This is a genomic window from Streptomyces sp. NBC_01390, assembly GCF_045040105.1.
Taxonomy (GTDB): domain Bacteria; phylum Actinomycetota; class Actinomycetes; order Streptomycetales; family Streptomycetaceae; genus Streptomyces.
The window spans coordinates 2,460,621-2,485,564 of record NZ_CP109551.1 but is presented as its reverse complement, the minus strand read 5'-3'; the positions used below and the strand labels follow the sequence as shown (position 1 = coordinate 2,485,564).

At 69.7% G+C, this 24,944-nt stretch carries 25 protein-coding genes; 16 read left to right on the top strand and 9 right to left on the bottom strand.

The features are described 5' to 3' along the window. Nucleotides 1-162 precede the first annotated feature (162 nt). The 5 genes from argC to OG241_RS11180 are packed head-to-tail and all read left to right on the top strand — an operon-like array spanning nucleotide 163 to nucleotide 5,011. Nucleotides 163-1,191, top strand: a complete 1,029-nt coding sequence (gene argC / locus OG241_RS11200; protein ID WP_405815071.1) for an N-acetyl-gamma-glutamyl-phosphate reductase — start codon at nucleotides 163-165, stop codon at nucleotides 1,189-1,191. Next, entirely contained in the window at nucleotides 1,188-2,342 is a 1,155-nt protein-coding gene (argJ, locus tag OG241_RS11195) for a bifunctional glutamate N-acetyltransferase/amino-acid acetyltransferase ArgJ (protein ID WP_405815070.1), read from the top strand. Before argC ends, argJ begins: the two co-directional genes overlap by 4 nt. Beyond that, nucleotides 2,339-3,250: an acetylglutamate kinase gene (gene argB, locus OG241_RS11190; protein WP_405815069.1), complete on the top strand. Its 912-nt coding sequence runs from the start codon at nucleotides 2,339-2,341 to the stop codon at nucleotides 3,248-3,250. The genes argJ and argB overlap by 4 nt, the downstream gene beginning before the upstream one ends. Then, nucleotides 3,247-4,464, top strand: coding sequence for an acetylornithine transaminase (locus OG241_RS11185; protein WP_405815068.1), 1,218 nt, complete (start codon nucleotides 3,247-3,249; stop codon nucleotides 4,462-4,464). The genes argB and OG241_RS11185 overlap by 4 nt, the downstream gene beginning before the upstream one ends. Nucleotides 4,465-4,474: 10 nt before the next feature. Beyond that, complete coding sequence (locus OG241_RS11180; protein WP_006383302.1) at nucleotides 4,475-5,011, top strand: arginine repressor; 537 nt, start codon at nucleotides 4,475-4,477, stop codon at nucleotides 5,009-5,011. Nucleotides 5,012-5,078: 67 nt separating this feature from the next. Here the strand turns inward: OG241_RS11180 and OG241_RS11175 are convergent, their stop codons facing one another. The 6 genes from OG241_RS11175 to OG241_RS11150 all read right to left on the bottom strand — a co-directional run bounded on the left by OG241_RS11175 (nucleotide 5,079) and on the right by OG241_RS11150 (nucleotide 10,880). Continuing rightward, a complete protein-coding gene (locus tag OG241_RS11175) occupies nucleotides 5,079-5,816 on the bottom strand; it encodes an FAD:protein FMN transferase (RefSeq protein ID WP_405815067.1) in 738 nt (245 codons plus the stop codon). Between the two features lie 43 nt (nucleotides 5,817-5,859). Continuing rightward, nucleotides 5,860-7,008 carry an FMN-binding protein gene (locus OG241_RS11170; protein ID WP_405815066.1) on the bottom strand — a complete coding sequence of 383 codons (1,149 nt, stop codon included), beginning with the start codon at nucleotides 7,006-7,008 and terminating at the stop codon, nucleotides 5,860-5,862. Between the two features lie 19 nt (nucleotides 7,009-7,027). Further along, on the bottom strand, nucleotides 7,028-8,410 hold the full coding sequence (locus tag OG241_RS11165; RefSeq protein ID WP_405815065.1) for a ferric reductase-like transmembrane domain-containing protein: 1,383 nt from the start codon (nucleotides 8,408-8,410) through the stop codon (nucleotides 7,028-7,030). Between the two features lie 153 nt (nucleotides 8,411-8,563). Beyond that, nucleotides 8,564-9,268: a L,D-transpeptidase gene (locus OG241_RS11160; RefSeq protein WP_405815064.1), complete on the bottom strand. Its 705-nt coding sequence runs from the start codon at nucleotides 9,266-9,268 to the stop codon at nucleotides 8,564-8,566. Between the two features lie 3 nt (nucleotides 9,269-9,271). Continuing rightward, nucleotides 9,272-9,859: a pyridoxamine 5'-phosphate oxidase family protein gene (locus OG241_RS11155; protein WP_405815063.1), complete on the bottom strand. Its 588-nt coding sequence runs from the start codon at nucleotides 9,857-9,859 to the stop codon at nucleotides 9,272-9,274. Between the two features lie 157 nt (nucleotides 9,860-10,016). Further along, nucleotides 10,017-10,880 carry a hypothetical protein gene (locus OG241_RS11150; protein ID WP_405815062.1) on the bottom strand — a complete coding sequence of 288 codons (864 nt, stop codon included), beginning with the start codon at nucleotides 10,878-10,880 and terminating at the stop codon, nucleotides 10,017-10,019. A gap of 209 nt (nucleotides 10,881-11,089) precedes the next feature. Here OG241_RS11150 and OG241_RS11145 point away from each other — a divergent pair, with 209 nt between their 5' ends. The 5 genes from OG241_RS11145 to OG241_RS11125 all read left to right on the top strand — a co-directional run bounded on the left by OG241_RS11145 (nucleotide 11,090) and on the right by OG241_RS11125 (nucleotide 17,107). Then, nucleotides 11,090-12,283 (top strand): argininosuccinate synthase, encoded by a 1,194-nt coding sequence (locus tag OG241_RS11145; RefSeq protein WP_405815061.1) that lies wholly within the window; start codon nucleotides 11,090-11,092, stop codon nucleotides 12,281-12,283. An 87-nt stretch (nucleotides 12,284-12,370) separates the two neighbouring features. After that, on the top strand, nucleotides 12,371-13,801 hold the full coding sequence (argH, locus tag OG241_RS11140; protein WP_405815060.1) for an argininosuccinate lyase: 1,431 nt from the start codon (nucleotides 12,371-12,373) through the stop codon (nucleotides 13,799-13,801). 179 nt (nucleotides 13,802-13,980) lie between these two features. Continuing rightward, on the top strand, nucleotides 13,981-14,958 hold the full coding sequence (locus tag OG241_RS11135) for an aldo/keto reductase (protein ID WP_405815059.1): 978 nt from the start codon (nucleotides 13,981-13,983) through the stop codon (nucleotides 14,956-14,958). Nucleotides 14,959-15,038: 80 nt separating this feature from the next. Beyond that, a complete protein-coding gene (locus tag OG241_RS11130; RefSeq protein WP_405815058.1) occupies nucleotides 15,039-15,590 on the top strand; it encodes a TetR/AcrR family transcriptional regulator in 552 nt (183 codons plus the stop codon). After that, nucleotides 15,587-17,107, top strand: a complete 1,521-nt coding sequence (locus tag OG241_RS11125; RefSeq protein ID WP_405815057.1) for an MFS transporter — start codon at nucleotides 15,587-15,589, stop codon at nucleotides 17,105-17,107. The genes OG241_RS11130 and OG241_RS11125 overlap by 4 nt, the downstream gene beginning before the upstream one ends. Nucleotides 17,108-17,259: 152 nt before the next feature. Here OG241_RS11125 and OG241_RS11120 read toward each other — a convergent pair whose 3' ends face one another. After that, nucleotides 17,260-17,931 carry a 1-acyl-sn-glycerol-3-phosphate acyltransferase gene (locus tag OG241_RS11120; RefSeq protein WP_006373866.1) on the bottom strand — a complete coding sequence of 224 codons (672 nt, stop codon included), beginning with the start codon at nucleotides 17,929-17,931 and terminating at the stop codon, nucleotides 17,260-17,262. 341 nt (nucleotides 17,932-18,272) lie between these two features. Between OG241_RS11120 and OG241_RS11115 the strand changes: the two genes are divergently transcribed. The 3 genes from OG241_RS11115 to OG241_RS11105 all read left to right on the top strand — a co-directional run bounded on the left by OG241_RS11115 (nucleotide 18,273) and on the right by OG241_RS11105 (nucleotide 20,714). Beyond that, nucleotides 18,273-19,490, top strand: a complete 1,218-nt coding sequence (locus OG241_RS11115) for a glycerophosphodiester phosphodiesterase (protein WP_405815056.1) — start codon at nucleotides 18,273-18,275, stop codon at nucleotides 19,488-19,490. A gap of 174 nt (nucleotides 19,491-19,664) precedes the next feature. Next, nucleotides 19,665-20,171 carry an RNA polymerase sigma factor gene (locus tag OG241_RS11110; RefSeq protein WP_405815055.1) on the top strand — a complete coding sequence of 169 codons (507 nt, stop codon included), beginning with the start codon at nucleotides 19,665-19,667 and terminating at the stop codon, nucleotides 20,169-20,171. A gap of 45 nt (nucleotides 20,172-20,216) precedes the next feature. Next, the gene (locus OG241_RS11105) at nucleotides 20,217-20,714 is read left to right on the top strand and encodes a GNAT family N-acetyltransferase (protein ID WP_405815054.1); all 498 of its coding nucleotides are present in this window, start codon (nucleotides 20,217-20,219) and stop codon (nucleotides 20,712-20,714) included. Between the two features lie 81 nt (nucleotides 20,715-20,795). On the opposite strand, the gene OG241_RS11100 is transcribed toward OG241_RS11105, so the two are convergent. Both OG241_RS11100 and OG241_RS11095 read right to left on the bottom strand, forming a co-directional pair. After that, complete coding sequence (locus OG241_RS11100; protein ID WP_405815053.1) at nucleotides 20,796-21,227, bottom strand: hypothetical protein; 432 nt, start codon at nucleotides 21,225-21,227, stop codon at nucleotides 20,796-20,798. 1 nt (nucleotide 21,228) lies between these two features. Further along, nucleotides 21,229-21,588: a hypothetical protein gene (locus OG241_RS11095; protein ID WP_189146265.1), complete on the bottom strand. Its 360-nt coding sequence runs from the start codon at nucleotides 21,586-21,588 to the stop codon at nucleotides 21,229-21,231. Between the two features lie 419 nt (nucleotides 21,589-22,007). Here OG241_RS11095 and OG241_RS11090 point away from each other — a divergent pair, with 419 nt between their 5' ends. The 3 genes from OG241_RS11090 (at nucleotide 22,008) to OG241_RS11080 (ending at nucleotide 24,783) form a co-directional block, all read left to right on the top strand. Further along, nucleotides 22,008-23,087: a methionine ABC transporter ATP-binding protein gene (locus tag OG241_RS11090; protein WP_405815052.1), complete on the top strand. Its 1,080-nt coding sequence runs from the start codon at nucleotides 22,008-22,010 to the stop codon at nucleotides 23,085-23,087. Next, entirely contained in the window at nucleotides 23,084-23,842 is a 759-nt protein-coding gene (locus OG241_RS11085) for a methionine ABC transporter permease (RefSeq protein ID WP_405815051.1), read from the top strand. The genes OG241_RS11090 and OG241_RS11085 overlap by 4 nt, the downstream gene beginning before the upstream one ends. A 110-nt stretch (nucleotides 23,843-23,952) precedes the next feature. Continuing rightward, nucleotides 23,953-24,783: a MetQ/NlpA family ABC transporter substrate-binding protein gene (locus OG241_RS11080; RefSeq protein ID WP_405815050.1), complete on the top strand. Its 831-nt coding sequence runs from the start codon at nucleotides 23,953-23,955 to the stop codon at nucleotides 24,781-24,783. The last annotated feature ends 161 nt before the right edge of the window (nucleotides 24,784-24,944 follow it).

Below are 24,944 nucleotides of genomic sequence, written 5' to 3'. Positions count from 1 at the left end.
TCGACGATCTTATGGACCCGCCCTGCAGCGACCTTCCCGGCGACCTCCTCGGCGATCTCCGCGACGACCTTGGTGTCGTCCCCGCGGCTCCGCATACCGATCCACCATATTGCATAAACGTGCAGCGAAACGTATAGTCATGCCATCAAGGAGGAGGGTTCCATGGCGGTACGTGTGGCGGTGGCCGGAGCGAGTGGGTACGCGGGTGGGGAACTGCTGCGTCTGCTCCTCGTCCACCCCGAGGTCGAGATCGGCGCCCTGACCGGCAACTCCAACGCCGGGCAGCGGCTCGGCGCACTGCAGCCGCATCTGCTACCGCTGGCCGGCCGGGTGCTCCAGGAGACCACCCCCGACGTGCTCGCCGGGCATGACGTCGTGTTCCTCGCGCTGCCGCACGGGCAGTCCGCCGCCGTCGCCGAGCAGCTCGGCCCTGACGCCCTCGTCGTCGACATGGGCGCCGACTTCCGGCTCCACGACGCGGCCGACTGGGAGAGGTTCTACGGCTCCGCGCACGCCGGGACCTGGCCCTACGGCCTCCCCGAACTGCCGGGTGCCCGCGCCCGGCTTACGGGGTCCAAGCGTGTCGCGGTGCCCGGTTGCTATCCGACCGCCGTCTCGCTCGCCCTCTTCCCGGCGTACGCGGCCGGCCTCGCCGAGACCGAGGCCGTGATCGTCGCCGCCTCCGGGACCTCCGGCGCCGGCAAGGCGGCCAAGACACACCTGCTGGGCAGCGAGGTCATGGGGTCCATGTCTCCGTACGGCGTCGGCGGCGGTCACCGGCACACGCCCGAGATCGTCCAGAACCTCAGCGGCGCGGCCGGCGAGCCCGTCGCCGTCTCGTTCACGCCCACCCTCGCCCCCATGTCCCGCGGCATCCTCGCCACCTGCACCGCCGCCGCCAAGCCGGGCGTCACCGCCGAGTCCGTGCGCGCCGCCTACGAGAAGGCGTTCGCCGACGAACCGTTCGTGCACCTTCTCCCCGAGGGGCAGTGGCCCGCCACGGCGTCCGTCTACGGTTCGAACGCCGTTCAGGTGCAGGTCGCGTACGACGAGTCCGTACGCCGCATCATCGCGATCAGCGCCATCGACAACCTGACCAAGGGCACCGCGGGCGGTGCCGTCCAGAGCATGAACATCGCCCTCGGGCTCGACGAGACCACCGGGCTTTCCACGATCGGAGTCGCACCGTGAGTGTCACGGCAGCACAGGGGTTCACGGCGGCGGGCATCGCCGCCGGGATCAAGGAGAACGGCAACCCGGACCTGGCCCTCGTGGTCAACAACGGGCCCCGCCTCGCAGCCGCCGGCGTCTTCACCTCCAACCGCGTCAAGGCCGCGCCGGTGCTGTGGTCCGAGCAGGTGCTGAAGGGCGGGATCGTCTCCGCCGTCGTCCTCAACTCCGGTGGCGCCAACGCCTGTACGGGCCCCAAGGGCTTCCAGGACACCCACGCCACCGCCGAGAAGGTCGCGGAGACCCTCGGTCTGAACGCCGGAGAGGTCGCGGTAGCCTCCACCGGACTCATCGGGCTGCTCCTGCCGATGGACAAGCTGCTCACGGGAGTCGAGACCGTCGCCGGTCAACTCTCCGAGCACGGCGGCGAGAAGGCCGCCATCGCCATCAAGACCACCGACACCGTCCACAAGACGGCTGTCGTCAGCAGCAAGGACGGCTGGACCGTCGGCGGCATGGCCAAGGGCGCGGGCATGCTCGCCCCCGGCCTCGCCACCATGCTCGTCGTCCTCACGACGGACGCCGACGTGGACAGCGAGAGCCTCGACCAGGCGCTGCGCGCCGCCACCCGCACCACCTTCGACCGCGTCGACTCCGACGGCTGCATGTCCACCAACGACACCGTGCTGCTGCTCGCCTCCGGTGCCTCCCAAGTCACCCCGGACCAGGCCGAGTTCGCCGAGGCCGTACGGGCCGTCTGTGACGACCTCGGGCAGCAGCTGATCCGGGACGCCGAGGGCGCCAGCAAGGACATCAAGGTCGAGGTCGTGAACGCGGCCAGCGAGGAAGACGCCGTCGAGGTGGGCCGCTCCATCGCCCGCAACAACCTCCTCAAGTGCGCCATCCACGGCGAGGACCCCAACTGGGGCCGAGTCCTGTCCGCCATCGGCACGACCGCCGCCGCCTTCGAGTCGGACCAGCTGAACGTCGCCATCAACGGCGTCTGGGTCTGCAAGGACGGCGGCGTCGGCGAGGACCGCGACAAGGTCGACATGCGCTACCGCGAGGTCCACATCGTCGCCGACCTCGCCGCAGGCACCGAGACCGCCACCATCTGGACCAACGACCTCACCGCGGACTACGTCCACGAGAACAGCGCGTACTCGTCATGAGCACTACCCGCAAGCACACCGCGCTGCCGAAGGCCCGGATCCTCATCGAGGCGCTGCCCTGGCTGACCCGCCACAACGGCAAGGTCGTCGTCATCAAGTTCGGCGGAAACGCCATGGTGAACGAGGAGTTGAAGAACGCCTTCGCCCAGGACGTCGTCTTCCTGCGCCAGGCCGGCCTCAAGCCCGTCGTCGTGCACGGCGGTGGCCCGCAGATCAGCGCCGCCCTCGACCGGCACGGCATCGTCAGCGAGTTCAAGGCGGGCCTCAGGGTCACCACCGAGGACGCCATGGACGTCGTACGCATGGTGCTGGCCGGACAGGTCCAGCGGGAGCTGGTCGGGCTGCTCAACCAACACGGGCCGCTCGCCGTCGGGATGACCGGCGAGGACGCGCACACCATCACCGCCACCAAGCACCAGCCCGAGATCGACGGAGAGTTGGTCGACATCGGGCGGGTGGGCGAGATCACCGCGATCGACACGGGCGCGATCGAGGCACTGCTCGCCGACGGCCGTATCCCGGTCGTCTCGTCGATCGCCCGTAGCCAGGACGACGGACATGTCTACAACGTCAATGCTGATACGGCGGCTGCGGCACTCGCTGCGGCACTGGGCGCCGAAACCCTCATGGTCCTCACGGACGTCGAGGGCCTCTACGAGGACTGGCCCGACTCCGACGAGGTGATCAGCCGCCTCACCGCTTCCCAACTGGAGAAGCTGCTCCCGGAGTTGAGCTCCGGAATGGTGCCGAAGATGGAGGGCTGCCTGCACGCCGTACGCAACGGCGTCCAGACCGCCCGCGTCATCGACGGCCGGGTCCAGCACTCGATCCTGCTGGAGATCTTCACGGACGAGGGCATCGGCACGATGGTCGTGCCTGATGCGGAGGAAGAGGGGGAAGACGCATGAACGCCGGCCAGGACCTGAGCGCCAACCAGGAGCTGACGCAGCGCTGGCAGGGCGCCCTCATGAACAACTACGGCACCCCCCGGCTGCCCCTCGTCCGCGGCGCCGGCAGCACGGTGTGGGACGCCGACGGCAAGGCGTACACCGACTTCGTGGGCGGCATCGCCGTGAACGCGCTCGGCCACGCCCACCCGGCGATCGTCGAGGCGGTCTCCACGCAGATCGCCTCCCTCGGCCATGTCTCCAACCTCTTCGTCGCCGAACCGCCCGTCGCCCTCGCCGAACAGCTGCTCCAGCGCTTCGGCCGGGACGGCAAGGTGTTCTTCTGCAACTCGGGCGCCGAGGCCAACGAGGGCGCCTTCAAGATCGGCCGGCTGACCGGACGTACCCACATGGTGTCCACGGTGGGCGGCTTCCACGGGCGGACCATGGGCGCCCTCGCGCTCACCGGCCAGCCCGGAAAGCGGGAGCCCTTCGTGCCGCTGCCCGGTGACGTCACATACGTTCCGTACGGCGACGCGCAGGCACTGGCCGCCGCCGTCACCGACGAGACCGCCCTCGTCATCATCGAGCCGGTCCAGGGCGAGAACGGCGTCGTGGTCCCGCCCGTCGGCTATCTGAAGGCCGCCCGCGCGATCACCGCCGCCACCGGTGCCCTGCTCGTCCTCGACGAGGTGCAGACCGGCATCGGCCGTACCGGTCAGTGGTTCGAGTACCAGGCCCACGACGGTGTCCTGCCCGACGTCGTCACCCTCGCGAAGGGCCTCGGCGGCGGGCTGCCCCTCGGCGCGACCGTCGCCTTCGGCCGCGCAGCCGACCTCCTCCAGCCCGGCCACCACGGCACGACGTTCGGCGGCAACCCGGTCGCCTGCGCCGCCGGACTCACTGTACTCGGCACCATCGAGAACGAGGGGTTGCTGGCGAACGTCAAGCGGCAGAGCGAGAAGTTGCGGGACGGAATCGAGGGTGCGGGCCACCCGTTGATCGATTATGTCCGGGGCGCGGGACTTCTCCTGGGTATCGTGCTCAACGAGCCCCTCGCGCCCCAGGTGCAGCAGGCGGCTCAGGACGCCGGGTTCCTGGTGAACGCGCCCGCTCCCGATGTCGTACGGCTGATGCCGCCGCTGAACATCGGTGACGCCGAAGTGGACGCGTTTCTCCAGGCACTTCCCGGAGTTCTCGACGCGGTTGACGGGGAAGGACTAACCGGGGAATGAGACGACGACGATGACGCAGGCGCAGGATCACGAGCACGCGGGGCCTGCCGTACCGCAGACCCGCACCGCACGCCACCGCCGGATCGTGGACATCCTCAACCGGCAACCGGTGCGGTCGCAGAGTCAGTTGGCGAAGCTGCTGGCCGATGACGGGCTGACCGTCACGCAGGCGACGCTGTCCAGGGACCTGGACGAGCTGAACGCGGTGAAGATCCGCAACAACGATGGCGATCTCATCTACGCGGTGCCGAGCGAGGGCGGGTTCCGTACGCCTCGCGCTCCGCTGGGGGAGTCGGCGAAGGAGGAGCGGATGCGGCGGCTGTCCGCGGAGTTGCTGATCTCCGCGGAGGCTTCGGCGAATCTCGTGGTCCTGCGGACCCCTCCGGGGGCGGCGCAGTTTCTGGCGTCGGCGATCGATCAGGCCGAGCTGCACGATATTTTGGGGACTATCGCCGGGGATGACACGTTGATGCTGATCAGTCGGGATCCTGTGGGGGGACAGGCTCTGGCTGATCATTTGTTGGGGTTGGCTCAGAAGAACCATTGACGGTTGTGTGTCGGGTGCGGGTTCGCTGTGGCTTGTCGCGCAGTTCCCCGCGCCCCTAAATGCCCCCTCAGCCCAGTCGTCTTGCGAGCCCTCCGGTGCATCGGACCTCGTCGCCCGCCGTGATCAGTAGGGCCTCCACGTCCGGGAGGGACTCCAGCCAGCTCAGGGCCTGCCTCGAACCCATCGCGAAGGCCGCTGTCGCCCAGGCGTCGGCCCAGGTCAGGTGGGGGGCCACGACCGTCACCGCGACCAGGTCCGTCACCGCGGACTTGCCGGTGCGGGGGTCGACGATGTGGGTGCCGCGCTCCGCCGTGCCGGAGGTGGCCACCGCCAGTTCGTCGGTGCCGGCCGCCGAGACCACGGCCGCCAGGCCGCCGGGGCGGAGCGGGTCGGACACGCCCACCCGCCAAGGGCGCCCGGGGCCCGGCGCACCGCACAGTTGTACGTCTCCGCCGCCGTTGACGCTGACCCCGCTCACGCCCGCCGCGGTCAGCGTCCTGGCCGCGCGCTCCGCCGCCCAGCCCTTGACGATGCCGGTCGGGTCGATCTGGCCCTGGTAGGTGTGGCTGAACCAGCCGTCGCTGACCCGCTCCGCCTCGGCGCACAGATCGAGTACCTCGGCGACCTCCGGGTCGCAGTCGGCGACGGAGATCTCGCCGCGGGCCAGCCGGGAGATCTGGCTGTTCTCGCGATAGGTGCTGAACACCTCGTTGACCTGGTGCAGTCCGGCGATCGCCGCTGCCAGCGCCGACCCGACCGCACGGGGGTCCCCGCCGCGGACGTCAAAGGAAAAGACGGTCCCCATGACCTCCTCCGCATGACGCACCGCGACGGGAGCTTCGGCGGGATCAACCACCGGCCTGGTCCAGGGCCGACTGGAGGGACTTCTTGTAGCCGGCGCTGGTGTAGCTGGCACCGGAAACCGCGTCGATGTCACCATCGCCCGCCGTCACCGCCTCCTGGTTGAGCTTGGGAATCGCGTCGCCGGAGACCTGGTCGCTCCGGCCGCCCTTGGGCGCCTGCACCGCCGACGCCGAGGTGATCCGGCCGTCGGTCAGGGTGACCCGGACCTGCACCGGGCCGTACTCCGTCTGGACCACGGCGCCGGTGTACGTGCCGCCCCCGTCGGAGGTCGCCCCGCTACCGGTGGCACCCGAGCCGGCCGCCGAACCCGCGGGCGAGCTCTTGGCCGGGGCGGGTGAACTGGCGCCGGTGGCCGTCCCCTTGTCCGACTCCGCGGCCGGAACCTTGTCCAGGGCCGACTGGAGGGACTTCTTGTAGCCCGCGCTGGTGTAGCTGGCGCCCGAGATCGCGTCGATGTCCGCGGTGCCGGCGGCGACCGCTTCCTTGTTGAGCTTGGGGACGGCGTTGCCGGTGATCTGGTCGCTCTGGCCGCCCCTGGGCTGCTGGACCGTCGCCGCCTTGGTGATCTTGCCGCCGCTCACCGTGATCCGGACCTGGATCGGGCCGTACTGGGTGTCGACCGCGTCACCGGTGACCGTGGCGGCCTTGGCCGCACCGCCGCCCCCGGTGGTGCCCGTACCCGCGCTGGCCTTGTCCAGGGCCGACTGGAGCGACTTCCCGTAGCCCGCACTGGTGTAGCTGGCGCCGGAGATCGCGTCGATACTGCCGCCGGGGCCGGCGGCGACGGCTTCCTGGTTGAGTTTGGGGATCGCGTTGCCGGTGATCTGGTCGCTCTGGCCGCCCCTGGGCTGCTGGAGCGCCTCTGCCTTGGTGATCTTTCCGCCGCTCACCGTGACGCGGACCTGGACCGGGCCGTACTGGGTCTGGACGGTGTCGCCGGTGAAGGTGCCGTCCTTGGCGGCGGCGCCGCCCTGGGCTGCTTCCTGCGCCGCCGACGTCTGCTGCGGCAGAGCGCCGGCCGCCTGCGCGGACCCGGGGTCCGACGACGGCTTCAGCGTCAGCAGCAGCACGATTCCGGAGACTGTGGCGGCGCTCGCCAGCATGACGCGCCGAAAGGGGTGGTTCTTCTTCATCGCTCCTGGCTCCCGTCGCTCACATCTCGAACGACTCGTGGTGGATACGGCGCGCCGGAACACCCGCGCCGCGCAATGCCTCGTACACACCCTGGGCGAAGCCGGGCGGCCCGCACAGGAAGACGTCGTGGTCGTCGATGTCCGGCAGCTTCCGGCGCAGCGACTCCGCCGAGATGTCCGGGCGCTCTCCGTCGGGGCTGTTCACCGCGTACATGAGACGGGCGCCGCGCTCGTTGGCGATGGTCGACAGTTCGTCCCACAGGGCCAGGTCCTGGGTGCTGTTGGCCCGGTAGAGGAGGGTCAGGTCGCCCGCCGCGCCGGGCAGCGTCTCGAACAGGGCCCGCATCGGGGTGATGCCGACACCGCCCGCCACCAGCAGCACCTTGCCCTGGCTGCGCTTGGAGGCGGTCAGGGCGCCGTACGGGCCCTCGGCCCACACCCGGGTGCCGGGCTCCAGCTCACGCAGCGCCGAGCTGTGGTCGCCGATCGCCTTCACGGTGATCCGCAGCATGTTGGGGCGGGGGGCCGCCGACAGGGAGTACGGGTGCGAGCTGAACCGCATACCGGGGGACAGGAAGCGCCAGCGGAAGAACTGGCCCGCCTCCGCGCCCATCCGGTGCAGCTTGCGGCCGCTCATCAGCACGGACACGATGCCCGGGGTCTCCTCGATGACAGCCTCGACCCGCAGCCGGTGGCGCATGTTCAGCCGGATCGGCGTGATGATGCGGTACCAGAAGACCAGCGCGGTCACCGAGCCGTACAGCGCGTACCAGGCGGTCTTGGCGGCCGCCTCGACGACGAACTCGTTGCCCGCGGTCAGCTGGTGCCAGAAGGTCAGGAACGTGGCCGCGTAGGTCAGCAGGTGCACGTGGTACCAGAGGTCGTACGGGATCATCCGCCGGACCGGGCCGATGGAGCTGAGCCCGATGACCACCAGCAGACCCGTACCGATCGCGGCCTTGCCCATGTCGGGCAGCTGGTTCACCGAGTCGATCGTCTGCTGGACGATGTCGCCGAACGTCTTCCCGGCCTGGAGGGCGTACCCGTACATGATGAGGACGACGTGCGCCACGACCAGGGAGAGCGTGTACCGGCCGCTCATCGCGTGCCAGCGCGCCACCCGGTCCGACCCGACCCGGCGCTCCAGCGCGGGCACCCGGGCCATCTGCAGCACCACCAGTGCCATCAGGTAGCCGGCGAGCAGACCGGTGATCCGGCCCGCCGCGATCACCTGGGCGGTGGTGTCGGCCAGGGAGGCCGTGTTGTTCCACCACAGCCAGATCACTCCGGCCGCGCCCGCTCCTACGACGAGCAGCAGCGGGACGGCGGGCGAACGGCGGGGTCGGATGCGGCGCATCGTCTGGCGCCGCGCGGCACGTCCGCCTGCGATCGTGGTGGTCACGGTTTCCTCCGTGGGACGGGGTCGAGAGGCTTGGCCCCTTGGCCCTCACATACGTGCCGCGACCGCCGAGTGTTCAGTGGGCCGCGGAGTCCACAGGTAAGTGACGTGACGGCTGGTAACACCCTTGCCCTGAGGCGCGCCTGGTGCGGCGGCTCAGTAGCGGACGATGGCCGTCGGTCCGCTCGCCGTGCCGATCGCGATGTGCGGCCGGCGGCCCGGATCGGCCCACCCCAGCACCGCCCGCATCGCCGCCGCCGACACCGACACACAACCGGCCGTCGCCGCACGGCCGTTGACGTGCAGGAAGATGCCAGCGCCGCGCTCCCGCACCGGTTTGGCGTAGTTGAAACCGATGACGTACGCGTGCGCGTACTGCTGCGTGTACGAGATCAGGTGCTCGGACTCGGCGGCCCGGCAGTCGGCGGGACGGGGCTCGGTCCAGCGGTTGTAGGAGCGCGAGGCGTTGTCCTCGCACCACCAGGAGTTCTGCCGCACCGGCCGGTACGTGACCCTGGTGCCGCTGGGCGCCGGCTTGATGCCGAAGGCGTACGGCAGGTCGTACAGCCCGGCGGGAGTGGTGTTCGTGCCCTGTCTGCGGGAGCCGCCCTCGACGAGCCCGTTCGCGCCGAAGCGGGCGGGCGCGGAGCCGGCCTTCGTCCACGTCCCGTCGCGCAGGTCCCACCAGGTGAGCGTGCCCGAGGTCGCCCCGGCGCTCGGTGCCTGAGCGGTGATCAGCTGGGAGCCGCCGCCGGTGTCGGCCAGCAGTGCGGGCAGCGGCGGCGCGGCCGTGGGCGGGGCACCGGGGGCGAGTACGAGAAGGGACGCGGACGCGAGGACGACGGCGGCTCCGGGGCGCATGGCTCAGACGGTACTGGGCGGCAGCGGCAACGGCAGCCCCGGTAGGCCGTCCAGGCTCGTCGCGATGTGGTCCTTCTTCTCGAAGTAGGCGCTGAGCGAGGCGTCGTCCTCGCGCGCGAAGCGCCTGCCGTGCAGGTCGCGGTCGCTGTCGTACGACATGAGGGGCACCGCGTAGCCGCAGCTGTCCCGGAGGAGTTCGGCGCGTACGACGATGATCGCGCGCAGGCCGTGCGCGGTGGCGTCGATGTCCGGGAAGCGGGCGAGGAGTTCGGGGAAGCGCGGGTCGTCACGGAAGACGGGTTCACCGCGGCCGTGCAGACGCACGATGTTCGGCGGGCCCTCGAAGGCGCACCACATGAGGGTGATCCGGCCGTTCTCGCGCAGATGCGCGACGGTCTCGGCGTTGCTGCCCGCGAAGTCGAGATAGGCGACGGTCAGCTCGTCGAGGATCACGAAGGAGCCCTTGAGGCCCTTGGGGGAGAGGTTGACCGTGCCGTCGCCGGACAGCGGGGCGGTCGCGGTGAAGAAGAGGGGCTGCGCCTCGATGAATGTCCGCAGGCGGCCGTCTATGCGCTCGTAGGTCTTTCCCATGACCCGTCATTGTCCGGGAAAGTCGTTCGCTTGTCTAAGGGTTTTGGTGACGGCCGTAGCAAGGGTGTACGGGTACGGGTGTTCGGGCGAGGGTCTACAGGACTGTGGCCGCCCCGGCCGGCGCTTGCGTCGGGGCGGCCACAGTGCCTGTGTCACGTCACTTGGTGAACGTGCAGTCCGCCAGCGACTCGAGGCCGGTCGGCTTGGCGGCGGTGCGGCCGATGGCGATCACGATGCGGTCGATGGTCGACGCACGCTTGCCCTCGAGCGGACCGACGATCGCGTTCTGGACGAAGTTCGCGCCGCCCTGGCCGATCGTGTTCGCGAGCCGGGTGTTGGACTCGGCGATCTGCGTGTTCAGCAGGGCGAGGTTGCGGTCGACCTCGGCCTTCGCCGACGCGGGGATCGCGGGGAGCTTCGAGGCCACGTCCGGGCAGCTGATGGTGCCGGCGCCGTTGTTGTTGCCCGCGTTACCGGCGTTGCCGGCATTACCCGCGTTACCGGTGTTCCCCGCATTGCCGGCGTTGCCGCCCGCCTGCTGGGGCGGCGTCGCGGCCGGCGCGGCCACCCCGGCCCCGTTGAGGGTGCAGGGCGCCAGCGCGTCGAGACCGACCGGCTTGGCGGCGGTGCGGCCGATGGCCGTGGCGATGCGGTTGATGGTCGCCACGCGCTTGTCCTTGAGCGGACCGACGATCGCGTTCTGGACGAAGTTCGCACCACCCTGACCCTGGGTGTCGACGATGCGCTTGTTGGCCTCGGCGATCTGCGTGTCCAGCAGGGCGAGGTTGCGGGTGACCTCCGCCTGGGCCGACGCCGGGATCGCGGGCAGTCTGTTCGCCACGGCCGGGCAGTTCACCGTGGCGACCGCGGCCTTGGTGGTCGCCTGGGCCGTCGTGTTGTTGCTGGACGTTTCCCCGGCAAGGGCGGAGCCGGCGACGATCGCGCCGGACAGAGCCACTGCGGCGGCGCCGCCGATGATGCCCACACGACGCTTGTTGTACTTCGGAAGAGCCCTGGACATGCGGATGCCTCACTCGGGTCAGGGGGTGGCTGTGCGGTTCAACTCGCTTTACAGACGCGGCGCCTGCGTCTGGCGTGAAGTACGGGTAAGCGGTTTCGCGTGTTCAAAGGCTCGGCAAACATCCGCGAGAAAATTTCCCGAGATTGACGAACCATGCAGACTCCTGCATACTCATGCATGTCAGCGAATGCACTGTGAGGAGAAAACCCGTGACCGAGCGCGTCGTACTCGCCTACTCAGGCGGTCTGGACACCTCCGTCGCCATCGGCTGGATCGCCGAGGAGACGGGCGCCGAGGTCATCGCGGTCGCGGTCGACGTCGGCCAGGGCGGCGAGGACCTGGACGTCATCCGCAAGCGCGCGCTCGCCTGCGGCGCCGTCGAGGCCGAGGTCGCGGACGCCAGGGACGAGTTCGCCGAGGAGTACTGCCTCCCGGCGATCAAGGCCAACGCCCTCTACATGGACCGCTACCCGCTGGTCTCCGCCCTCTCCCGGCCGACGATCGTCAAGCACCTCGTCGCCGCCGCCCAGAAGCACGGCGCCACCACGGTCGCCCACGGCTGCACGGGCAAGGGCAACGACCAGGTGCGGTTCGAGGCCGGCATCGTGGCCCTCGCCCCCGACCTCAAGTGCATCGCCCCGGTCCGCGACTACGCGATGACCCGCGACAAGGCGATCGCCTTCTGCGAGGAGAAGCAGCTCCCGATCGCCACCACCAAGAAGTCCCCGTACTCCATCGACCAGAACGTCTTCGGGCGCGCGGTCGAGACGGGCTTCCTGGAGGACATCTGGAACGCCCCGATCGAGGACATCTACGAGTACACCTCGAACCCCGCCACCCCGCGCGAGGCCGACGAGGTGATCGTCTCCTTCAAGGAGGGCGTCCCGGTCGCCATCGACGGCAAGCCGGTCTCCGTCCTCCAGGCCATCCAGCAGCTCAACGAGCGCGCCGGCGCCCAGGGCATCGGCCGGATCGACATGGTCGAGGACCGTCTCGTCGGCATCAAGTCCCGCGAGGTGTACGAGGCTCCGGGCGCGATCGCCCTGATCACGGCCCACCAGGAGCTGGAGAACGTCACGGTCGAGCGTGAACTCGCCCGCTACAAGCGCCAGGTCGAGCAGCGCTGGGGCGAGCTGGTCTACGACGGCCAGTGGTTCTCCCCGCTCAAGCGCGCCCTGGACGGCTTCATCAACGAGGCCAACCAGCACGTCAACGGCGATGTCCGGATGACCCTGCACGGTGGTCGCGCGGTGGTCACCGGCCGGCGCTCCGAGACCTCGCTCTACGACTTCAACCTGGCCACGTACGACACGGGCGACACCTTCGACCAGGCCGCGGCCAAGGGCTTCATCGACATCTACAGCCTGTCGTCGAAGATCGCGGCCAAGCGCGACCAGGCGTAACCGATACCGTTGTTGCTACCGCCTCCCCTCCGTACGGGTGGGGAGGCGGTCGCACATCCACCCCCCTGTCTTCTAGGAGCGACGCAAGTGAGCAGCAACAGCGGTGACGTACGGCTCTGGGGCGGCCGTTTCGCCGACGGTCCCGCCGAGGCCCTGGCCAAGCTGTCCGCGTCCGTCCACTTCGACTGGCGGCTCGCGCCCTACGACATCGCCGGATCGCGTGCCCACGCGCGCGTGCTGCACAAGGCGGGCCTGCTCACCGACGACGAGCTGACACGCATGCTGGCCGGCCTCGACCGGCTCGAAGCGAACCTCGCCGACGGCACCCTCGTCCCCACCATGGCCGACGAGGACATCCACACGGCCCTGGAACGCGGCCTGCTGGAGATCCTCGGCCCCGACCTCGGCGGCAAGCTCCGCGCCGGCCGCTCGCGCAACGACCAGGTCGCGACCCTCTTCCGCATGTACCTGCGGGACCACGCCCGTACGATCGGCGGCCTGATCGCCGACCTCCAGGACGCGCTGATCGGCCTCGCGGAGGCCCACTCGGACGTGGCGATGCCCGGCCGTACCCACCTCCAGCACGCCCAGCCGGTCCTGTTCGCCCACCATGTCCTGGCCCACGTCCAGCCGCTGTCCCGGGACGCGGAGCGCCTGCGCCAGTGGGACGAGCGCACGGCCGTCTCCCCTTACGGCTCGGGCGCGCTCGCGGGCAGCAGCCTCGGTCTCGACCCGGAGTCGGTCGCCAAGGACCTCGGCTTCGAGCACGGCAGCGTGGGCAACTCCATCGACGGCACGGCCTCGCGCGACTTCGTCGCCGAGTTCGCCTTCATCACGGCGATGATCGGGATCAACCTCTCCCGGATCGCCGAGGAGATCATCATCTGGAACACGAAGGAGTTCTCCTTCGTCACCCTGCACGACGCCTTCTCCACGGGCTCGTCGATCATGCCGCAGAAGAAGAACCCGGACATCGCCGAGCTGGCGCGCGGCAAGAGCGGCCGGCTGATCGGCAACCTCACGGGCCTCCTGGCCACCCTCAAGGCGCTGCCCCTCGCCTATAACCGTGACCTCCAGGAGGACAAGGAGCCTGTCTTCGACTCCTGCGACCAGCTCGAGGTCCTGCTCCCCGCCTTCACCGGCATGATGGCCACGCTCACCGTCCACCGCGAGCGCATGGAGGAACTGGCCCCGGCCGGCTTCTCCCTCGCCACCGACATCGCCGAGTGGCTGGTCAAGCAGGGCGTCCCCTTCCGTGTCGCCCACGAGGTCGCCGGTGAGTGCGTGAAGGCCGCCGAGGCGGACGGGGTCGAGCTGGACGGCCTGACCGACGACCAGTTCGCGAAGATCAGCGCCCACCTCACCCCCGAGGTCCGCACGGTCCTCAACGTCAAGGGCGCCCTGGCCTCCCGCAACGGCCGGGGAGGCACGGCCCCGAGCGCGGTCGCGATCCAACTGGCAGAACTGAAGGCAGACGTGGCGACCCAGCACGAGTGGGCCACAGCAAAGCAGAAGTAGGAGCCGGGTGCGCTGTCCCTGAAGGGCCGCAGGCCCCTTCAGGGGCGCGGGGAACGGCGCGACAAGCCACAACGCACCAGCACCCGCCACCGCACCGCACAACCCGAGCTCTGAAGCAAAAGTCATCGCGGGTTACGTTGGTCAGGAGCCGAACCGGAGCCGACCCCACGGAGCCCGCGATGCCCTTCACCCGACTGGCCACAGCGACAACCCCCACCTGCCACCTCGGACTGGGCCTCGCCGCAGTCGCCCGCCCCGGCTACATCAACCTCGGCCGAGACCACGACCTGGGCCTCGCAGAGCACCGCAGCGTAGAAGCCCTCCGCACCCGAACGCACGAACTCCTCGACGCCGCCTACGCCCAAGGCGTGCGCTACATCGACGTGGCCCGCTCGTACGGCCGCTCCGAGGAGTTCCTCGCCGACTGGCTGGCCGCACACCCCGACATCGACGACGTCGTCATCGGCAGCAAGTGGGGCTACACCTACACCGCCGACTGGACCACCGACGCCGAGCGGCACGAGGTCAAGGACCACAGCCTCACGACGTACGAGCGTCAGCGCGCCGAATCCGGTCAACTGCTCGGCGCCCGTCTGGACCTCTACCAGATCCACTCGCTGACCCCCGAAAGCCCGGCCCTGTCGGACAAGGAACTCCACGCCCGTCTCGCCGAGGCCGCGGCGGAGGGCCTGACCATCGGCTTCTCCACCAGTGGTCCCGCCCAGGCCGACACCGTCCGCGCCGCCCTCGCCGTCACGGTCGACGGCGAGCCCCTCTTCCGTACCGTCCAGTCGACGTACAACGTCCTGGAGACCTCCGCCGGGCCCGCGCTGGCCGAGGCCCACGACGCCGGACTGACGGTGATCGTCAAGGAGGGCATGGCCAACGGACGCCTCGCCGCCGGGCAGGCGCCCGACGCCGTGCGGGCGGTCGCCGAGGAGACGGGGCTCGGCGCGGACGCCGTCGCCCTCGCGGTGGTCCTGCGGCAGCCGTGGGCGGGGGTCGTGCTGTCCGGCGCGGCCACGGCGGGCCAGCTCGCCTCGAATCTGCACGCGGCGGTCGTCGACCTCGATGAGGACCAGCTGTCGCGCCTGGCCGCACTGGTCGAGGAGCCGTCCGTCTACTGGGAGCGGCGCGGGCAGCTGCCCTGGCACTGAGACACACGCGGGACGAGCAGAAGTGAGACGCTCACGCCCGTAATGAGACACCAGTGTCTCATTTGGGTTACTGTTGTCTCATGGCCGTCGACCGTGAACACGTGCTGCGCAGCGCAGCCGCCCTCCTCACCCGGAAATCCACGTCCACGATGGACGAGGTCGCCAAGGCGGCCGGAATCAGCCGGGCCACGCTGCACCGCCACTTCGCCGGCCGCGACGCGCTCGTACGGGCGCTGGAGTCACTCGGTATCGCGGAGTGCGAGTCCGCACTCGACGCCGCCCGCCTGGAGGAGGGCGCGGCGAGTGATGCCGTACGACGCCTGGTGCGTGAGATCGAGCCCGCCGCCGGGTTGCTCAGCTTTCTCTACACGGAGAACCAGCTGTTCGAGGGCGAGGAGCAGAACGAGGGCTGGGCCCGGACCGACGCCCGTATCTCCGCGCTGTTCCGGCGCGGACAGGGGAACGGCGAGTTCCGCATCGACCTGACGCCTGCCTGGCTCACCGAAGCCCTGTTCGGGCTGCTGGCCTCCGGGGCCTGGATGGTGCAGAGCGGCAAGGGCGCCCCGAAGGACTTCCACTACATGATCGTCGAACTGTTGCTCGGCGGCGCACTACGGAGAGAGGAATCATGACCAGCACCCTGCGGCCGGCCCACGCGACGGAGGAAGAGAGGCGTCCGGGCCGCTGGCTCGCGCTGTCCGTCCTCGTGCTGGCCGTGCTGCTGGTGGCAGTCGACGCGACCGTCCTGGGTCTCGCGACCCCCTACATCAGCGAGGACCTGAAGCCGTCCGGCACCCAGTTGCTGTGGATAGGCGACGTCTACTCGTTCGTCATCGCGGGCCTGCTCGTCTCCATGGGCAGCCTCGGCGACCGCATCGGCCGCAAGCGGCTGCTGCTCATCGGCGCGACCGCGTTCGGCGCGGTGTCCGTCCTCAACGCCTACGCGACGACACCGGAGTTGCTGATCCTGGCGCGGGCACTGCTCGGTGTCGCGGGCGCGACCCTGATGCCGGCCACGCTCGCCCTGATCCGCAACCTCTTCCACGACCCGCGCGAACGCAGCCTCGCCATCGGCATCTGGGGCGCCACCGCCTCCGCCGGTACCGCGGTCGGCCCGGTCGCCGGCGGCTTTCTGCTCGAACACTTCTGGTGGGGCTCGGTCTTCCTGATCAACCTGCCCGTGATGGTGGTCCTCGTCCTGGTAGGCATCAAGCTGCTCCCCGAGTCGCGCAACCCGGCGCCGGGCCCGTGGGACCTGCGCAGCGTCGTTCTGTCGCTCGTCGGCATGGTCGGCGTTGTGTACGGCATCAAGGAGGCGGCGTCACACGGGTTCTCGTGGCCGGCGCTGGGCGCGGCGGCCCTGGGGGCAGCGGCTCTGTACGGCTTCGTGCGCCGGCAACTCACCCTGCCCATCCCCCTCCTGGACATGCGGCTGTTCCGCGACCGGGGGTTCAGCGGGGCCGTGCTCGCCGACCTGCTGACCATCCTCGGACTGTCCGGGCTGGTGTTCTTCCTCTCGCAGTACCTGCAACTCGTGCAGGGCCGGGGGCCGTTGGAGGCGGGCCTCGCCGAACTGCCCGCGGCGATGGGTGCGGTGGTGGCAGGTCTGCTCGCCGGTTCGGCGGCCCGGCGCTACTCGGTACGGGCCGTGGTCTCGGGCGGTCTCGCGGCCATCGGCCTCGCCCTGGCGGCGCTCACCCTGGTGGACCAGTCGACCGGCTATCCGCTGCTCGGCACCGCGCTGCTGGTCGTGGGTGTGGGCGCGGGCCTCTCGTTCACGGTGACCTCGGACGTCATCCTGGCGAGCGTCCCCAAGGACCAGGCAGGCGCGGCAGCCGCGGTGTCGGAGACGGCCTACGAACTGGGCGCCGCCCTCGGCATCGCCCTCCTCGGCTCGATCGTCACGGGTGCCTACCGAAACTTCACGGCTCCGCCGGGCACACCGTCAGAGGCCCACGAGTCACTGGGCGGAGCGGTGGAAACGGCGGCAGGTCTGCCGACACCGACGGCAGAGGCCCTGCTTCACGCGGCCCGCGAGGCGTTCACGAACGGCATCGCGCTCGCGGCGGGCGGGGGCGCGGTGGTGCTACTGGCAGCGGCGGCAGCGGCCTGGGTACTGCTGAGGGGACAAAAACTGGAGGGTCGTTAAGGACGCCGGGTGCCCCTAGGGGCGCGGGGAACTGCGCGACAAGCCACGACAAACCTGTACTTGATCACGACCCCGCACCACCCCTTAGGGGCGCGAGGAACTGCGCGACAAGCCACAACGAACCCGCACCCGACGACAAACCCCCAACACCCCTACGCGGCCTTGGCCTTCGTCGCGTACATGTCCACGTACTCCTGCCCGGACAACCGCATGACCTCGGTCATCACCGAGTCCGTCACCGCCCGCAGCACATACCGATCCCGGTCCATCCCCTCGTACCGGGAGAACTCCATCGCCTCACCGAACCGCACAGTGACCCGCCCCGGCCGGGGCATCCCCGCCCCGCCCGGCTGCAACTTGTCCGTGCCGATCATCGCGAACGGCACCACCGGCGCGCCCGTCATCAGAGTCAGTCGGGCGATCCCGGTGCGACCCCGGTAGAGGCGGCCGTCGGGGGAGCGGGTGCCCTCGGGGTAGATCCCGAACATGCGCCCCTCCTCCAGCACCCGGCGGCCGGTCATCAGCGCCGCGACACCGCCGTTGGCCCCGTCCCGGTCCACCGGGATCATGCCGACGCCGGTGAAGAACCAGGCCATGAGGCGGCCCTTGAACCCCTTGCCGGTGACGTACTCGTCCTTGCCGATGAACACGACCTGCCGGTCACAGACCAGGGGCAGGATCATCGAGTCGATGAACGTGAGGTGGTTGCCGGCGAGGATCACCGGACCGTCGCCGGGGATGTGCTCCACGCCTTCCACCCGTGGGCGGAACATCAGGCGCATGATCGGTCCGAGCACTGCCTTGATGAGCGCGAAGCGGGACAACAGGCCCTCCGGTGTCAAGGGATTCGGTATAAGTCTGTGCAGGTGAGGACGATACTCGCGCCTCGGGGGGTAGTGCACATCGGGTTCACCCACTACTTACGCACTGTTGACCCGCGTTTACCTGCGGTGGCACGGCGTTGCGGGCATGTGACGCACCGCCACGAATGTGATGGAGATCGCGCGAGTCGTACGAAACACACTGACCGCCTACCCGCCTCGGCCGAGGTGATGCCGACATCCGGCGTCACCCGCGTGTTCCGTCCGAGGCCTCCCTGTCGTCATGTACACGCACCTACGATCGGTCCGCTTGGACAGATGACGGTGCGGCAGGAGAGGCACTCATGGGCACGCTGGAGTCGAACGGACATGCGCAGGGGGAGCCCGCGGGGACGGGGCGGCGGACGCTGCTCGGTGTCGCGATGCTGGGTGCGGGCGGCGCGGTCGGAGCGGTCGTCGGGCTGCCCGGCTCGGCGCGAGCCGACGCCCAGGTCGCCGGGCAGGACGTGCCCCGGGACGCGAAGCACGGAGGCGGTGGCTTGAAGAGCTTGCCCGTACCGACGATCATCGGCCACCGGGGTGCCAGTGGCTACCGCCCGGAGCACACCTTCGGCTCGTACCAACTGGCCCTCGACCTCGGCGCGGACATCGTCGAGGCCGGTGACCTGGTGCCCACCAAGGACGGTCACCTCGTCTGCCGCCACGAGCCCGAGATCGGCGGGACGACGGACGTCGCCGACCACCCCGAGTTCGCCGGCCGCAAGACGACCAAGGTCCTGGACGGCGTCTCCGTCACCGGCTGGTTCACCGAGGACTTCACGCTCGCCGAGCTGAAGACACTGCGCGCGGTCGAGCGCATTCCGGCCAACCGTCCGCACAACACCCTCTACAACGGCCGCTGGGAGATCCCCACCTTCGAAGAGGTCCTCCGCTGGCAGGACGAGCAGACCCGCAAGCGCGGCAAGCAGGTCTGGATCTACCCCGAGACCAAGCACCCCACCTACTTCCGGGCACTCGGCCTGGGCCTGGAGGAGCGGGTCGCGAAGCTCCTGAAGAAGCACGGCAAGGACAGGAAGAACTCGCCGGTCATCCTCCAGTCCTTCGAGCCGACCAGCATCCAGCGCCTCAACCGCCTGGTGGACAACCCGCTCGTCGTCCTCCTCTCGGCCGCGAACACCCGCCCCTGGGACTTCGTGACGACCGGCGACCCCCGCACGGTCGCCGACCTGATCACACCGGCCGGCCTCAAGGGGATCGCCTCGTACGCGCAGGGCATCGGCCCGACCCTCGACCTGGTCATCCCGAAGGACTCGGCGGGTGCGCTCACCTCCCCGACCACCCTGGTCGCGGACGCGCACAAGGCGGGCCTGGTCCTGCACCCGTACACCATGCGCAACGAGAACCCCTTCCTCCCGGCGAACTTCCGCAAGGGCACGGACGCGGACGCCTACGGAGACGTTTTCGCCGCGTACCGGACGTACTTCGCGACGGGCATCGACGGTGTCTTCACCGACAACGCGGACACGGGCGTGCTGGCACGCGCGGACTTCCTGAACGACTGATGCACCGAGGGCTCGGCGGGCTGTGTCTGATCTGCCGGATCTGCGACATCCGAGAGGTCTGCGGGGTATGCGAGGTCTGAGGGACCTCGTCAACAGCTGACCGCACCACCCCGGTTGGGGTGACAACCGGCCGCTCCGGCAACCTCCCGCCGGGGCGGCCGCGTCGTGCCGCATATGACCCACGACATGGTTTCCGCCCTGCGCCCCCTGCTCGCCGCCGAGGCCTCCGCGGAGGCATATGCCTACGGTGCCGAGCCGAGCGACCTCGAACAGGCGGTCTGGCTCCGCCTCCTGGAGCGCCTCGACTCCGACGGTCCGCCGACCGACCCGCACAACTGGCTGCGCCGGGCCGTCCGCTCCGAGGCCCGCCGCAGCCGCCGTACCGCCCGCGTCGAGCGGCCGTACGGCGATCAGCCCGCGGCCGACGCCGTACCGGGCCCCGAGCAACTCGCCCTCACCGCCGCCCGGCACCGCGCCCTGCGCGAGGCGGTGCGCCGGCTGCCCGGCCGCTGCCCGAGTCTGCTGGAGGCGTTGCTGTCGCCCAAGGACCTCACCTACCGGGAAATCGCGGGGGAGTTGGGTATCTCACAGGGAAGTCTTGGTCCGGAACGTTCCAGATGCCTGGGATGTCTCCGTCGTTTGCTGACGCCGGAGGTTGCGGCCGGGGAAGGGCGGGGATAGGAGTGGGGACATACGACTGAGCAGGTGAGCGGGAGGCGTGCACACATGGGCATGAGCGTGACCATCTCCGTGGCGACTGAACGGGACGCCGAGCAGATCTTCCGGCTGCAGTACCTGTGCTTCCAGAGCGAGGCCGCTCTGTACGGCAACTACCGGATCGACCCGCTCCTCCAGACCCTGGACTCCGTCCGGGAGGAAGTCGCCGCGGACTGCGTCTATGTGGCGCGGCTGGGTGAGGAGGTGGTCGGCTCGGTGCGCGGCACGCCGAACCCCGACGGCACGGCATCCATCGGCAAGCTCTGCGTCCACCCGCGTCTCCAGGGCCACGGCATCGGCGCCCGGCTGCTGCGTGCCGCCGAGTCGGCGCTCGCCGAGGAACGCGGCGCCAAGAGGTTCCGCCTCAGCACCGGCCACCGCAGCGACAAGGGCCTGCGCCTGTACCGCCGGGTCGGCTACGAGACGGTGGGCACGGACAAGGGCACCGACGGCGTACCGATGATCGTCCTGGAAAAGCCGGCGGAAACCTACGCGGCAACCGCCTGAGAAGGCCAAGAGGAGCGCCCCCGAAGGGGCGCGGGGAACTGCGCGACAAGCCACAATGAACCCGCGGTCGCGCAGTAAACCTCAGCCGACCTCCCCCTGGGGCGAACGCGCCTTGCGCAACCAGTACATCGCGGAGACGGGCAGCAGCACGGGGATGAACAAGTACCCCATCCCGTAGTCGGACCACACGGTCGAGTCCGGAAACGCGGACGGCTCGACCAGGGTCCACGTGCCCACGACCAACACCCCGACAAGCTCCGCGGCGCAACAGGCCAGCGCAGCGCGCCGCGCCGTCTCCCCGCCCCGCACCAGCGAGTACGTGATGAACCCGTACACCAGACCGGCGACAGCCGAGAGCGAGTAGGCGAGCGGCGCGTGCCCGAACTCGGTCGAGATCTGCACGGCGGAGCGCGACACCGCACCCACGACCATCACGCCGTACAGCCAGACCAGCAGAATCCCCGGCCCGCTGATGAGCCGCTTGCGCGCGGGCTTTTCCTGCGTCATGGCCATCTCATCCTCCCCAGATGTCATAGAGGCGCACCTCCAGCACGGCCAGCACCACACCGCCGGCGGCGACCGTCACCGAGCCCCACCGGGTGCGCTCCGCCAGCGACATGAACCCCGTGACCGGCACACACGCCAGGGCGCCCAGCAGATAGGCCACGAAGATCGTCGTACCCTGCTCCGGCTTCTCGCCCCGGGCGAGCTGGACGATGCCGACCACCAGCTGGACCGCGGTGAGCAACGTCACCACGCCCATGCCGATGAAGTGCCAGTCCTTGGTGGGCTGATCGCGAGAGGCGGCCCAGCCGCACCAGGCGGCGAGCGCGAGAGCGGCGACGGCGGTCGCGACCGTCAGGGCATCGAGCATGCCGCGACCCTATTACGGCCCAAAAGGCCTGGTGCGGTCGGCCCCGCGCCGCACGGCGGACCGGCGAAACAGATGGCTGAGTCGCGGCCTTGACTGTCCATAATGTGGACGGACGTGAGACAGGCATTCTTGGCCGTGTCCATACGTCTGCTTTACTGATCGCATGACCACTTCGAGCAGCCGCATCCTTGCGACCGAGGCGACCCTGACGCCCGGTGCTCGTTGTATGTGTCGAATGTGCGCCTTCTAGAGGGCCCCACGCCGCCCCCTCACCTATGGGGGTCTGCCCCGAAGTGAGCCGCCCCGTGGCATGTCCGTACGCCGCAGCCGTATGACTCCTCCGACTCATACACAGGCCGTCGTCCGTATGTGACCGACCCGAGCCGCGCACCTCCCCCCTCCCGTGTCCGGGCACATCCATGCCCGCGCACTCGACAGTGACGGAAACCCCTGTGATCACCACGTCCGGCCTCACGAAGGTCTACCGCTCACGCGGTCGTGAAGTCACCGCCCTCGACGGCGTCGACCTGCACGTCCGCGAAGGCGAGGTGTACGGCGTCATCGGCCAGTCCGGCGCCGGCAAGTCCTCGCTCATCCGCTGCGTCAACCTCCTGGAACGCCCCACCGCCGGCACCGTCACCGTCGCCGGGCAGGACCTCACCGCCCTGGCAGGGCGCGGACCCAGGGCGGGCCGGGAGCTGCGCCGGGCGCGCAGCCGTATCGGCATGGTCTTCCAGCACTTCAACCTGCTGTCCACCCGTACCGTCCAGGACAACGTCGAGCTGCCGCTCGAAATCCTCGGCATGTCGGGCCGGGAACGGTCCCGCAAGGCGCTGGAGCTGCTCGACCTCGTCGGCCTCTCCGACAAGGCCAGGGCCTACCCCGCGCAGCTCTCCGGCGGCCAGAAGCAGCGCGTCGGTATCGCCCGCGCCCTCGCCGGCGACCCCAAGGTGCTGCTCTCCGACGAGGCCACCAGCGCCCTCGACCCGGAGACCACGCGCTCGGTCCTCCAGCTGCTGCGCGACCTGAACCGGCAGTTGGGGCTCACCGTGCTGCTCATCACGCACGAGATGGACGTCGTCAAGTCCATCTGCGACTCGGCCGCACTCATGGAGAACGGGCGGATCACCGAGTCGGGCACCGTCAGCGAGCTGCTCGCCACCCCCGGCTCCGAACTGGCCGCCGCGCTCTTCCCGGTGAGCGGCGACGCCTCCGGGGACGACCGTACGGTCATCGACGTCACCTTCCAGGGGGACGCGGCCACCAGGCCCGTCATCTCGCAGCTCTCCCGCACGTACAACATCGACATCTCGATCCTCGGCGCCGCGATGGACACCGTCGCGGGCAGGCAGGTCGGCCGCATGCGCATCGAACTGCCGGGCGGCTACGAGGAGAACGTCGTGCCGATCGGCTTCCTGCGCGAGCAGGGTCTGCAGATCGATGTCGTCGAGCGGGCGGCGGACCAGGAGTCCGTACTGGTGAAGGACGGTGCCAAGTGACCTGGTCCGAGATGTCGCCCCTGCTGGAGCAGGCGTGTTGGGACACCCTCTACATGGTCGGCTGGTCCACGCTGATCGCCGTCGTCGGCGGGCTTCCGCTGGGCGTCCTGCTGGTCCTGACCGACCGCGGCGGGCTGCTGCAGAACGTCCTCGCCAACAAGGTCATCGGGCAGGTCGTGAACGTCGCCCGCTCGATGCCGTTCATCATCCTGATGGTCGCGCTGATGAGCTTCACGCGGACCATCACCGGTACGACGATCGGACGTGAGGCCGCCATCGTGCCGCTCGCCATCGGCGCGATCCCGTTCTTCGCACGCCTTGTCGAGACGGCGGTCCGCGAGGTGGACCACGGGCTCGTCGAGGCCGTGCAGGCCATGGGCGGCAACACCTGGACCGTCGTCCGCCGCGTGCTCGTACCCGAGTCCCTGCCCTCGCTGATCTCGTCGGCCACCACGACCGTCGTCGCCCTCATCGGCTACTCCGCGATGGCCGGCACGGTCGGCGCGGGCGGCCTCGGCGACATCGCCATCCGCTACGGCTACCAGCGGTTCGAGAGCGGCCTGATGTGGATCACCGTGGGGATCCTCGCGGTCGTCATCTCGGTCATCCAGTTCGCCGGCGACCTCGCGGCCCGCAGGCTGCACCGACGCGGCGGCGGTTCCGGGTCGGCGCCCGTACTCCGGCTGCTGAAGGCGAAGCCCAGGCCGGCCGCGACCGGGGAAGCCGCCACCGCGGACGTCGACAAGGCCGCCTGACGGCTCTCCAGGACCCGCCGAGAGCCTCTCTCGGCACTCCCACCCACCCGCAGATTTCCCCGTACCACCCATCACGGGGACAGCCACACCCACATGGAAAGGCACTTTTCGTGCGTAACGTCATAAAGTTCACCGCCGCCGCCCTCGCCACCGGAGCCCTCACCCTGGGGCTGACCGCGTGCGGCTCGGACAAGGACTCCGCCTCCTCCGACACCAGCGGCCCGCTGGTCGTCGCCGCGAGCCCCACCCCGCACGCCGAGATCCTCACCTACGTGAAGGACAACCTGGCGAAGAAGGCCGGCCTCGACCTGGAGGTCAGGGAGTTCACCGACTACGTGACGCCGAACACGGCGACCGAAGACGGTTCGGTGGGTGCCAACTACTTCCAGAACCAGCCGTACCTCGACGACTTCAACAAGAAGAACGGCACCCACATCGTGCCGGTCGTCACGGTCCACCTGGAGCCGCTCGGCCTCTACTCCCACAAGGTCAAGAGCGCGGACGCCCTGAAGAGCGGTGCCACCATCGCCGTCCCGAACGACAGCGTGAACGAGGCCCGCGCCCTCAAACTGCTCGCCGCGAACGGGATCATCACCCTCAAGGACGGTGTGGGCAACGAGGCGACCCCCTCCGACATCACCAAGAACCCCAAGGACCTCAAGTTCAAGGAGCTGGAGGCGGCCCAGACCCCGCGCTCCCTGGACGACGTCGACGCCGCGGTGATCAACGGCAACTACGCCCTCGAAGCCGACCTCTCGCCCGCGAAGGACGCCCTCGTCTCGGAGTCCCCGAAGGACAACCCGTACGGGAACTTCCTCGCCGTGAAGGAGGGCAACGAGGACGACCCCCGGGTCGCGAAGCTAGCCAAGCTGCTCACCTCCGCCGAGGTCAGGAAGTTCATCGAGGACAAGTACGACGGCGCCGTGATCCCGTCGTTCTGATCCGGCCGCCTTCGGTCACCTGCCACCTCGGTACGTACCGACACGTACGGGGTCCGCTCCCTCACCGGGCGTGGACCCCGTGATGCGGTTCCGGCGCCGCATGCTGCATGCTGGGCAGTTCAGCAGGCCCCGCAGGTTCGAAGGTTCCGAAGGTTACGGAG